Source organism: Legionella qingyii (genome assembly GCF_003184185.1).
The window spans coordinates 28161-42835 of record NZ_QHJG01000025.1; positions in this window are offsets into that span (position 1 = coordinate 28161).

Here is a 14675-nt window from a genome sequence, read left to right on the forward strand (position 1 = left end):
TAATGGCCCTCTGTTTCAAGAGATTGTTGAGTACTCGTTTGCTTTTACCAACGAGGTGCTCGAGTTAGTTATAAGGTACTCAGACTACGTTTACTCGGCAATTTTCGGAAATGACTTCTCCTCATAAACCCGGAAAAAGTCATTATCTAATTCGTCAGGTATCGGTCCAACGTTCGTTGGTCCGAAGCGAAAAAACTATATGCTTATGAGTTTGTCTTTATTACAGTTAGATGGAAAAACGGTCAGCCAAAACGTGACTAAAAACGCCCCCATTCCAATAATCACTAGGCGCTCTGACGGAATAGATGAGCCGCGACTTCGCACTAAAGTTGGTAATGACAAAGTAAACCTACTTATTAAAACAAGTACAGCCATTCGCTCCTTACTTTTAGTTCGTTGGATATTATCCGCTCCCGAACCAATGAACTGAGTCCCATACGGAATTATGCATTAGGGTCTAATGGAAAGTAAAACCCGCATAATTAGGGACGGAGGTACTACAGCATCAATTCTTTTATTCACTCAAAAGGAGCTAATAAGTTCAAAAAAACCGCTAGATGCTTCTTGGGACATCCTTCACGGACGAGCGATATAAACCCTGGTCGTCAATTTATCTCTAGTATTAGCTGTTCTACTAACGGGGCCAGTAGTTATTCGGCCTTTTATTAGTACCTCATCGCTAACCACTATATAAGCGCGAATTTCTATTCGCACAAGTGACTAAGAAATACGAGTAACAAGACTCAAAGAAATCATTAGAATAGCTCGAGAACATGATTACATAATATTCTCCGTCCTAAAAAATGAACGTCCGTAGCGTCTTGGGTATAACGGCACCCTACTCACCGCCGTAACCGGTATCATTGTGATGCCTACTAAGGCTATAAAAATGGCCTTACGCTTTCGGGTCCTTCTTGGGGTTTACGGTAACCAAAACTGGCATAGTAAACCCTCTTACGTTCTAAAAGTGGCAATAAAGGGAGGACTACATCAAAGTTGTCTGATATTAAGTATAACCATCGGCGGTGCGCATGGTGAGGTAGTCTGGGTCGAAGGGGGCACATCCTCAATTCACGTAGTATTTCAACCGCTAGTTAAAAGACCGGCCATTCATGTTTCCTTATCTATGGTATTCGACACGTTAGCATTAGTTCGGTTGAAAGTAATTCAACGGTCGAGTATAGCGAAGGCTCGAGTTCGGTTAGTTCATGTGCAACGGGTCCAAGTTGTGGAAGTTTTTTTGAGAAATATGCCGGATCGGCTCTAAATGGTTCAACACGTTCTCGTCTCGGCACCAACCATCCCCGGTCGTACTATTCTACCGAGTTCCCTGTAAAGCGTTCTAATAAGAATTTCATATTTAGGTAGGTAAAAGCATGTTACCCCGGTGGCCATCTCACGCATTATGTTCGTTTTGCGAGGGGTAGAGCGTCGAATAGTCGTTAAAGTAGTGCATTACGGAGTAGGTTACGTGCCCGATATAGCAGTTGGCAATAGCATAGCAGTTTCGACTACATCACGGGCTCTATTTATAACGGTTGGGCCTATAGGTCGCATGGCAAAAACGAGACTGAACGTTCGGTAACCCCTTCGAGGGGTATTCATAACCATACACACTGTGAGGTTGGTACCTGCTTCTATTGTTAGTACTACGAGGAATTGACTAACTGAGATGTTGTCCTGTAACAACTCATTGAGCGACTATAATCTAATAAAATTTGAACTTGGAGTTCAAAAAATCAAACCGGAGGTACTAATCTAATTAATTCTACGAGAAGATACTTCTTCTCCGATAGTTTCACGTGTTTCCCAAAACCTTCGTAGGTAGATTTAGGCGTATTTGTATGGCGTTGTGTGTAAATGTCCTGAATGCTTTTTGGGGTTAGAGAAACAATTTTTTACAAAAATTAAGCCAGTAAATCAGATAGATTTGAGGGAGTAATTTTTGTAAAAAACGGAGCTGGAACCCTAAAAAGCATTCAGGACTAAATATTTCTTATATGAGTAAGTAGTTCAAACTCTAACATCTAAGACCAACGAACAAAGAAGTCAAAATTTGTTCCATATAACCAGTTAATAGTAATTTTATAGGGATAATTAGATTTTTTCTCTTACATAAAACTCTGCGTTATTTAAAAATTTATTCCACGAATCTACTTCTAATACCTCTAAGTATAACGCGTTAATTGATAAGGTAATTAAGCGGGTAAATATTGACGCCATTCTGCATGACTTACGCAACTCCTACACCACCATTACTAATTTTGCCTATCACCGTTAACCCCCATACCAAGTCGACGAAGTTGAGGACGGTAGTGACCTCTGTCATGCCTTAGATAATAGAAACGTTAATTTTGGTAAGAACCAGGCGTTAATTAACCTGCTTCATAAAGTCTTAACTTAAATAATGAGGTTTACTTATTGGTCCGGTATCGTTCCTTATGGAGCCGTTTTCGCCGGTAACTATAGCGTAACGTACTAAATAAACGGGTTGTAACACCGAATGGAGAAATATTTAACGACCCGCCATTATGCTTGTCGTAATCGAGCACATAATGCTATTCGCAATTTCTCTAACTACGCTACCACGTCCTACGCCAACTGGAGCAGTTAGTTCCCGTGGTTTGATATTTTTATTTTAACCCTAATTTAGGTTAACTTCTGTAGTTCGCGCAGGTACGCTAAGCAGTTCGCCATCCACTAAGATAATGCAATGAACAACTACGCTTAGTCCCTACCAGAATACTGCTACGGAACTTCCAATAACTCAGTAACTTCGTTGTCGTAAACTTATAACGAAACCAGCTTGTTGGATAAGCACGAGTTCTAGACGACGTGAATTTCCGATAATCGCTTGTCCATCTGACAGACTAATAACGGCTACTCCGCACAAAAAGGGGACTTCTATGAGACTTATAACGTTTTTAATTACGCACACTACCCCAGTTATAATTCGATTACTTTAGCCCACCGTAACTCTTACGCGTTCGCTAGATATTATAACGATTTAGTCGTGTGTACTTTTAGTACCAACCTACGTACGACCTTAGTGGGTAACCTTAACGACGATAGCGGTCAAAACGAAATTCATTCGGCCTATAGAAGATACGTCTGGAACTAGGATAAATAAACTAAGCACTGTTAATACATGAACCACCCCGCGTTGCGGAACCGCGATTTTAGTAAAATAGTCTGTTTGGACCAAACCCTTAACTTCCATAAAAGGTCCCTAATTTAGTCTAACCTCACTAGGTAATTACAGAAAAATGTAAGTCAATCGGTCAAATCCATAATAACAAGAAATACGACATTACGATAAAGCGTTACAACTACGCAATTAGCGCTGGCGTTAGACACAACCTGACCCGATAAACACCTTAGATTCGTCGGGTTAACTGTAGCCTTTGAGATACCGATTACGCAATCCGAGTAAGTACCGGAATCAACCAAAATAATAGTACGACCCAGTACCGAATCCACTCTAGAATTGCGTATGAGTCCAGTCAGTATGGAACCACGTGGTTCAACAAATACCCTAACCCTAATTATGAGTCGCTGCGCGATTTTAACCGTAACATGAAAGTAGAAAATAGTAACATCCAAACGAACCGTGAAACCGTCCTCCCAATCGATAAAATCGAGGGTCAAATGCGGGATAACGTCCAAGACAACCTGATAGTGCGGGGTCAAACCGACACAATTACGTCCGAAGTCGGCTTCTCCGAAATTAAGAACCTGGAAAACGAGGAGGTCAGCACCGCAATGACCCACAATGTCCTGATTTAATACACTGCCACGAAGAAATACGTAGAGAAGGTCACCGGAACCAATGAAATTAATGATGCACCCACTACCGATTGGCTAATGTTGCTTTCATACGCTTACTTAGAACACTTCTACTCCTATGAAGTCTCGGTAAACGCGGGTCATTTGTTGTTTTCGCCCGATGAAACGAGAAGAATTAAAGAAAATACCGCACACAGCAGATACCAAATAACCGAGTCCGTTTTTGGTGGATACAGTAAAAACAGTACAATAAAGATCGCGACTAATGCCCTAACCGCTCAGTTAATTCAAATTAGGTTCAAAAATTTAACAAACAACTCCCCTACGTTTTTTCGGATGTAGAGAAGAAAAACAAATAAAACAAACTAGGAAAATACCAAAATTAAGTAGTCCGCCCTCCTAAATAACGTAATTGTCTTAATAATTGGGGGAATTAATTAAATCCCCCGTTTGGGTATAATAGCTACAATTAACCTAAGTGTCCACGAAAACCGTACGGCCCACGACGCCTTCGTTGGTAATTTTACGACGTAGTCGAAAAAAGAGGATCACAGGAAGTCTACGTTAACGGGTACTATAGCAAGCGAAACACGTACTAGAAGCGCTGGGCACACTGATTAATACGGATAGGACCACGGTTATACAAACGACGCTACCCGAAACGACCTTCGCTTTTACAGTTTCGTTACTATGTTTTGCCTGATTGACAGTGACGCCGTGTTCAGAATAAAGATTAACATATGTCAAATAAGAATACTAACTCGCACAAGTATTTCAATCCAACCCAGCACTGAGTTGGATTGATTAAAACGCCTCTTACTCTCATCCATATAAGGACCAACGTTCACTGATCTGATGCGGAACAACGCATTTCGTTAACGATACTTATACATTCAGGTTGGTGACTATTAGTATAGTTAGCGTTATTTGTTAGGCTACTGGGTATTAGGTGAGTAACCGGTCACACTATTTTAGTACTATGGTTCATAATTTCACGTATAGGGGCGTTTATTCTAGGTTGGGGTGGGGAACCACACGGCATTCCTATACCTGTACGATTACGCTTGTTATGGCTATTGCTATTCGCAGGTACGCTCATTACGTCATTACTATCAACTGCGATTATTTCCTAGTATATTCTGCTACGGCCGCGGTTATTCCATCTCATAACGTTACTCTTAAACGGTTTGGCATGGAAAGGTAAGAAATACAAATTTGCGTAGTCGTTTCACGCTGTTAGGACTTTAGTACTCATTACGTCGCTTTTTTATGTACGACTGATACCAATTCTTCTATAGGTAAGGATTTGGTTATTGTGGGTTCTGGTTCTCGTCTTAAGGTTTTGGATTTTTGGTAGGAGATACAACGACGTACTAAAAACACAGCCCTACTTCACGTGACAATCAATGTAAAAGGTATAGTCAAGGAAAACTAGATACATTGAAATTTATATCGGATAATAATTATTGACTTACTAATAAAACAATGGAAAAGGACAAATTGATGATAGGTTGTGGTAGATTATGGAAAAGATATCAACCTTCTTATCTAGTATTTTACCTCAAATAACATTTCAATGTAATTTACGACAGCTAGCAAAACTTCCGCTTGCATAAAATGACCTATAAGAATTTTTTTTACCTTGTAGATCTGGCATTTTACATCTGTCAAGCTCTGCACCTTAACTTTTCCCCTATTTACATTCTACTCTAATCAAGATATTAACTTTCTATTGATGCTGCTTTTTTTCATCTATACTTGTGAGAAGTATTTGCTGACTAAGCTAGAAGTTGACATCCCTGCGAACAGTATGACCGTGAGGAAAAATAAGGACGCCCGTGGGACCTGATAACCGTTCCGACCTAAATATACCACCACTGACCATAACTTAGGCGACGTATGTCACATATAGATCGTTTTGTACTAGGACGAGAAGAATTCGCAGCATGGCTTCATCCGTATAGCATACTTTTCCTTGGGCGAGTCTTTTAGTAATAGAAAAGAGAAATACAATGGACAGAACATGAACAGCAAGACGGTGGTGAACTACATGCAAAACCGACCAGCAATCATGGAACCATATAAAGCTAGGACCCACTGTACAACCAACGTAAAAGTAAGATGCAAAAGATAGAACATAGCTTTCATTTATGGATACGGCGGCGGTTATAAGCGCAACTTCTCCCCGTTTTTCATTAATGCCGCCCAGACATACCTCAGCAGGCAGTGGGCTACATAAAACCACGATAAAAAGAAAAATAGCCGTGTGGCGAACGCGAACCTAGTACCACCTGTGACGACAACCAAGGGCAGAAGAATAGGTAAGATTAACGGGCATAGGACTTACTTCTTTTTTATGAGCGGGCCCTAAACGGGCCTATATCCCTCATGGTTTTTATTCAGTGTTGAGCCGAATAGGGTAAGTAAACCATTGACGATACTAAGCGTTTTGTTATTTATCAGTTAAGAGACGACAACGACACTAATACTCAACAGTAACGCTCCACGTATTCTCATTAAACGTTTGTTAGTCAACTATGCATGATATTAAATTAAAGTCCTCCATTCTAATACCTTCAACTGGAAAATCTACTAATATTTCTATAAGAAAGGGCTGTACCCATACTACTCTTACTAAAGCTAAACTGACTCTTTCTACTTTGACTAATACGAGTTCTAGGAATAGAGTAGTAACCTTTTCAATCGTAAGCTACATTTCGGTGTCTATATTGTTTTTGCATGTTATGGCCAATACGTTGATAAACCGGTTGACTAAAACTTCTACTAAATTCTTTACCCATAAAGTTGCTATGTTAAATCCGAATCTAATAACACTGCGAAGCCAACGTTGGACCGACGCTTGTTGGTCCGATGTAAAGGCAAAATCTACGTCAAAAGACTCAAAATAGGTGCGAAACCATCACGATATTTATTACTCGGACTCACTAAATCAACTAAACGAAGGTGTGGTCGAACTAGAGGGAGGGGGAATATCTGCAGGTGTACTCGAGGGTATTATCGCGGTGGCCACAGAACTCGCTGTGTGGTACTTCAGCTAAAAAACGTTAATATCTATTTTGAGTAAGGTTGTCCCTAATGGAACACTAGACAACGTGTACTTCGTACACCGCATTCTCTTTATAAAAGACTTGGTATTCCCGGTGGTAGAAGAAATCGTTTTTTATGTATCGAAACTAGCGCTAAAGCGTTCAGCCGCCGAAATAGTGCCAATTCTCCCAATAGGTTTATAACCGCTTAATCGAAAAGACTACGTCGTGAAACAGATTAACGAAATCTGTGTAACGTCGCGTTGAAACGAAGTAGTACTGTAAATCCTAGAAATCGTGTTGCAAGATAACATAGGTCCAACGGCGGCGTCCAACCCAGAACACGCGTAACCTGATACGCTGGATCGTATCATGCCCCGGACGGCAACCGCGGTAGCATTAACTATACCTTATTAAACGGTAGTTCTTAATTACTCGGTCTCGGAAGTTCGTAATTTTTACGACCCAGTAAACCTAGAAATTGCATCGGTTAATATATAAAACCTAAATTTCGAGGTACGAGTTAGAGAAGAGACAGGCCGTGATGTCTCATACACGGTAGCCGCAAAAAGTCTGTTTTAGGTGCACGGTAAAATCAGTCACCCAGCTGAGGCGTTTCTCCACGAAAGTTTAATTTAAAAAACGTAAGACTTCGATGTAAATGTTGTGGACCTAATGACATGTATCCTATATTTTTAGGCAGCGGTGCAAATCACGCGCGAAGTTGTCCCCGACCACGTATTATCCGTCATTTAACTTTAAGTGGGAAAAATTTAGGCCGTACTAAAAGTCCGGTAGGAAGCGAAAATATGGTCAGTTTAAGTCAAAACTACGAACTATTTATAAAAACTTTTAGTGGTGCCCGTCGAAATCGTTCTCGCTCGTAAAAAAACAACTATAATACCGTGGTAAGGACCGCAAACTTAAATACTGGGCGCTATCAGTACCAGACTTTAAGTGGCGCCGAAAATAACGTCAAAAGTTAGACTAATAAATTACGAAATTAGTGAAGTAGGTATAATGGGTGTCCCAATCGATTGCCATCGAGACTACGGCTTTAAAATACTTTAAATTTCGCGTTGTGTGGCCCAAGAAATCGTCGGTAAAAGACAGAACACCATTTCAGGCGCTCAGAAGATTGTAGATTCGTCGCGACTTAGCCTAGTCGTCCTTCCCAACGAACTCGCTACTACGATTTTCAGTAATCACGTTAATAATTGCGACTAACTTTGTAACCATAGGAAATGGTCGGTAATAATACATTGTTCTAATATATCCTGATAACTGAGCAGTAGTTTCTACTACTTGTATCTACTCTACGTCTTCACTTAGTTAGGTTCACATCGGACCAATCTCGTAACCATTTTTACGCTAATTTAACAATATTAACTCGGTTGAACTCAATTTAAATTTGGTTAGGGAGTAGTAAAAATAGCAGTTTCCAACTACATACGCGGTAGTTCTATAATGGCTGTACGAATTTTTATGTTGCTTTGTTTCGCCAAAGAAAAGCTCACTTGAATGATGGACCTGAACGCAGCTTTAAAAAAGTTTAGTCCTTACTTGCTATGAAACCAATTCCTAAAAAGACCTGACTTTGACCCGTAACTTTAAACAATACTATCGTACGTTTCACGAAATAGAGTAAAACAATTACTGTTGTTATACAGGAATCTACATGTCGACTAATAGCGACTACCGCGACTTTTTGGATGAAATCACTGAGCCGGTCCCTGTGAAAAATAATTCCAACTCTTTGTCCGTTTGGTTTGCCACTAACCATACTATTGATTATGAAGATTACGATGAAAACTATATGTTGGCCGGTAGAAGAATCCGACGCAACTTCTTTTGCTAGAGTACACAAAATTTAAATCCACTTCGAATCGGACGTTGGACCTCATGGTCTAATAACGGTATTTCCAACTCCGTTCTACGAACTTGCGAACTCGTAAATCAACTAATTTATTAGAGTCATATTTCTGTTATAGACTTGATATTAAACTAAATTTCAATTAATTAAACCAAAAAATACTTCAACGGTTTCCGGTAACAAGGAATAAGTTTATTCCTACGACGAGAAGAACGCTTATTTATACGTTCTCTTAAATATTATCTCCCGCCTTGAGTTGAATAGTTATTATGAATAGGATAACTATTCTTTTTTTCAGAATCACTACGTCATTTTCTACATTCTCTTGTTAGAGTTTTTTGGCATTTGAGTACCAATCTCAAACTGATAATATAAATGCTTAAAATAGTTAGCCAACTTACGTCATTCTTTATAAGTTAACCTTTAACATTACTCGAGAGCCTTAATCGAAACCTAATATAACGAGTAATACGAGGAGTACATTTGCGCCTTCAAAAAGTTAATTACCCGCCTTTAGTACACCATGAACATCAACCTTCTGTTTTTCCCTCACTAGGCGCATTTGGTCTCTGAACCCCATTTCTACGAATATAAACGCTAGGAACCAGGCTACTACATATAGGACGGAGGCTTATAGACCGAGCTTGATTTTTAATGATAGTCTGGATACTGCTCCAAAATCTATGTATATGATTAGTACATCTTCTAAAATTAGGAAGGTTTGTATGAAAACCGGACTAAGCTTTAATATTATGGCTGATGTAGTCTTTTATATTATGAGTTCTTGTGTAATACCTCCAAAAACTAGAAAAAGTTTTTTTTGTCGTTTACTAACAACTCCGTCGTCATTTAAATCTCTCCCGAGAATAATGTTATGCGTTATTTGATCTTCTTTTTATACCGCTTTCATTACTTTTTATAGTCTAATAGGTTTTGTTTTATTTGGTCTATTTCTCGCGGTGCCTTGTTGAGTGATCTCTAAAATATTGCGGTTAACTGCTTAGTTCATTAATAATACTTTGGTATAGAGTTAATCTATTCTGAGATGCTGTTAGTTAATTCTGAATATAATTTCGTCGCCTTGAGAGTTTTCTTCTTCGTTAATGAAATCGATTTGGACAACGTTTCTGGCCTGCTGTATTTAAAAAAGTAAGTTTTATGCTACACCATAGTTTTTAATTACTACGCAATCTCCTCAGATCACTATACAATTTTTTACAATGGCCTTTCTTCATTGATTATATTTTAGGTTCGACTTATACTCGCTTTGTTTAGTCGTTTTTATGGAAGACTCTCGAAACGAAAAAATTCAAACTTCTCATAAATTCATTTTCCGTTAATCAATTATACCTTTTAATACTACGAACGTACATATAAGGGGGGGTTTAGGATCAAATCCAATTCCTAAAGGAAACTAAGTTCCTATATCAAACCAACGTGATAAAAGGACCTTCTTTACTCACGTTGTAATATTTTACATCACTACAGTCAGCGGCTTAAGACACTCGTTTTTACTAAAGTTACAAACGTTAGGGGTTAACACTATGACATTTTTTTCGTGCTTGCAAGGACCTCTTTTTATTGTAACTAATACTCAAATAGCTAAAGTTTTTTTTAGGGGGCTTTCGTCGTGTTTATTTTCGTACCCGACTAATGAACCCGCTTGAAGGGTAGTTATTTTTTCCTTGCTGCATGGCTTTTATATTTCTGGTAATACTTCGTAACTCATACAGCCTTTTTTATCTAAAATAATAGCTTTTACGTAGCGAGTAATTCTCTGGACAAAATCAGCTTTTACCGTTTTGTTAACGGAACCCAAAATTACTTCTTGTTATATTACTTAATAAATGCTTAAGGACTCCATACTAAGGTTAGACAGGAATTTTTCTATTAATTACTTTCATTCCGCGTTTTATTAAGGCCTAAAACTGCCGATTTTTAGTGACCCTTTAGGACCAACGCTCGATGTGCATGACGTGGATTAATTTCAGGATTATCTCTCGGTTATCACAGGTATTAGTTAATTCTACGAGCAACTAAAGATTTTTACATGGAACAAAAAACAGTCTCTAAAGAGAAATGCTTAAATAAGTAGACTTTTTATTCATAATATATTAAAATACATACATAATAGAAAAAGATAACGAAAATTATGTAGTAATTATGCTAGCTAATTACGAACTAAGAACCCACTACGGTCTTAATGATACGGTAGAGGTTGAAGTAGATGTAGCGGATTACCGGATTTAACTAATGGGGGAAGTACTCAGGTTATTAAATGACTACTCGCTAACTCTTTCCGTCGGCTATACCAAAATAACACATATAGACGGTTCTGTAGAAGTTGTAGAAGTATCTCAAATTAAACTTTATCAAAACCTATTACAAGATCATTTATAAGTATTTTGTGGGGGGGTAACTCGCCCAAAACGTTTTATGGCTGTCAAAAAGGAACATTAGGCAATTAACTTAGTTAAACTGATAAAAAGTTTTGCTCTTTGACGGGGAATGAATTGTATATTCCGTTCGACTTTTACTTTAATCAAAAATCCAGTATTCTATAGCCTTATGGAGGGTAACGGTTCAGTTGAAATGGGAGAACATCAAAAAACATCTCGAGTAAATAAGGGTAACCTTATTTCAATGTAACAAGAAAATTCGCGACCGTATCGTTAACACGGTTTAGTTATAGTTTAGGTAAAAAACCTCTCTTTTACATTCCACCAAATTTATATTCTCAAGGTTATAATTATCACCGTATTGGGTAACTTCTCTATTCTTCTGGCTCGCGGTAATTTTTCCAAAATTAACCGTAATAAAATTGAGGAAAATTATTAAGTGTCTAGGTAGGAATATAAATTTATATTATGGATCTTATATATTATCAATTTTTTATATTTATAAACAAAGTCCTTCCTAAAAAGAAAATAGATAAGTAGCACCCAAACATGTGGAAAAATCGGGCAAGTACCCTGGTCGATAGCACTGGGGTAAACTCAACTAAAATTGTGGCTCATGCACAACAACTGACCCACTCCCGCGTTCAGCATTGGGCCCAATACGACGTAAAATGAGTGGAAATAAAAGAATTTCTCGGCGACACCGTGATATTCACACACTTACTCCGCGTTAATCTATTCTTTACCGGACGAATAGATTCGACACTAGAGATAATATTAATATTAGTTGCAGGCCAGAACGGTTACTAACTCAATCACTGTAAAAATTGAGCAACACATTTACGAGTTTATCTACGAATAGTTTACAATTATTTAAACAATGCACGTCGAGGTCATGGTTTCGTTGGGTTCCTCATCGTACACCTTATTAACGAAAATTCTAAAAAACGTCAGAAAGGAAAAGCTACCCCGATAGAAAGAATTAGACTCGCTACTAATAACGTTTTAGACGTACAGCAAGTTCACCCCGTACCGTTTATTAGCAACGTTTAACAAGACCTCTATCTTGGGCCCGCCGGTAAAGTGTTTTACCAAGAACTCATAAAGATTTTTAAAGGGTTTTAAATAAAAGAAAGTCTCGTGAAAGATTAACGCTAAATCAATATAAGAGATTTTATTAGAAATCGGATAAAAGAGATGTTAGATATAAACTAAATGACAAATTACAAAAGCGTAGCTCATTGGTTTACACCAAATCGTCTACACATATAGAACGACGTCTACGCCGAACAAGATGTTCGTAAAATTAAGCTATTAGCCCGTTCGATAGATTTAGACGTTAATAAGAAAGACGTAAATTGTATTTACAACCCCGTAAATTTAGCGCATACTTACGTAGTTTTCGGAGTAGTGAGGTTAAGAAAGAAACTTGTCGCGACGAGCGCATCTGACCGAACCATCGGCAGCCGTGACCTCGGGTAAAAGAACGTCCTACCCCACAACCATACGATACGCTACACAAACTAACGCTCCGAAGTACGACAAAAAGTACGCAAACTTTTAATTGAACTTACATTACCAGCTGGTTAAAACAGTCAAGCTCGAATTTCCTACCACCTACGCGGTATACCGAATAGACTAGCTACTCGCTGTAAGACTACGAGGGACATCGTATTCCGTATTAACTTTGTTCAAATGGATTATTCATACCCGGCCCAAACTCAAAGAACTAGTAACTCAAATCGCAAAGTACGGCACACGATAACCGACGTTTGTTGAGGTTAACGAATGCGCACTTACATAAGTGACGTGATAGTCGTTTCCGCAGGAATAAATTATGCAAATTCTTCAGCCCACTCAGTTTGCTACGAAAATTAACAAGGAGTCTTTCTCGAAGCTCGTAATAACGTTTAAACGAACGAAATAAAAGAGAAAAACTCTGAAGTTTAAGTTTAGGCAATTTAACTGCGGTATTTATTAGGTCAAGTCAACTTGGTTTGAACGGCAAAAAAAACAACCGTGACTCAAATGAATGTTTATTAAATTACAGGAACAACGAGTAGACAAGGTTCGCTAGGGTCTTTAGTAAAAAACGTCTCCGACCTAAAAACTAATTCCATTGATCACAAAGCTATATCTCAAGAAAATGAAATCTCCTTAGTAGAAGAGAAAATTAACCTCGAACACGGAGTAGAACTCGATATTTAACTAATTGAAATTGATCCTTATCGACTTAAAAGCGTCTTAGTAACCGGAGTACCCTACTTCATCGAACTCCATAGGGACGAAAATAAAAATTGAGCCAAGCCCTTTTTTTCGCTAGCCTTTGTCACGAACCAAACTCGCAACCTGAGCACAGAAACCAAAGAAGGCACCGAAAACTCTACTGTTAACCTCGCAATAGGAGCTGTACATTAAGTCACCCAAACGAAAAATGGTTGCCAAAGAAAACAAGCGGTCTGAGATCTTGTAACCCAGACTTTGCATGATTAAGATAAGGCTCTTCTTAATATAAATATCTTGGTTTCCTCCGATAAGAATAAGGAAGTTTTGGACTAAGGTCACCCAGAAAAGATAGTTATTAAGGGAAATTGTTCGGCTTTTAAGGAGGATTTTCTCTTTACCCCCTCCAATTATACTTAGGCTTCTATGGTTCGTTTTATTCGTTCTCTGGCGGCTATGCGAAATTTATTATTCTATAATGCCTAAGCAAATTTTTCAATTCCTCGTATAAAATTAAGGTTATAAACTTTCAAATCCACGGTTTGAATTTGGCAAACTCAAGTAGAGAGTGTGCTACGCAACGAAAAGCAGGAAGTATTTACCAACGAACCCCAGCTAGCTTAAAGGTAGTTTGGTTATACTACTTAGAATCCACATTAGTCCTGTATTAAAGATTCAGTAAGTTGCTACACATAGCAAACTATACTTGTATATTCCAGAAGAGTAAAGTTATCGGTCTTAGAAAACAGTAATGACTTTTACATTAATACGATCGCAGGTGAGAACCAGTTTAAAAAATTATAGGTTGCTTTTTTTAGGGCTTGTTGAACAGATTGTTCTCATAAGAATGACTAACAATGGTTATATCTTCTAAGACTCGAACGACAAAAGAGAACGGGTCCACGTCTACTCCTTAGGTATCGACCCAAAACAAAGAAAAGACGGTCGTAAAGACTACGGCTTACGCCTAAAAGACGTGCTCGTATCGCAACTATGTTTACTCTAAACGAATCATACACGACACGAAGTAGGAGTCAGTTCTGTGGGTAAGAACTAAGACCACCAGCTTAGTTTGTAACTTAATCACCCCAACCGACAGGAAGACGTAGTTCCCGTGAATTTTCGCGGAGTGGTTATGGGTCACATCAATTGTACAAGAGACATAGTATTACTCAACTACCGCCTTTCAAAACCCGTTGATTAAAGTAACGAACGGCTAGAAAACGACATTTACGAGCATCACGTACAACTTAAAAATTAGGCTCGACGGGGTTTTGTCGGAGGCCCTATAGCAAACCTCAAACTCACGTTTTTTAATTCGGCTGTGGAAATCTCGCTTAATTAAAT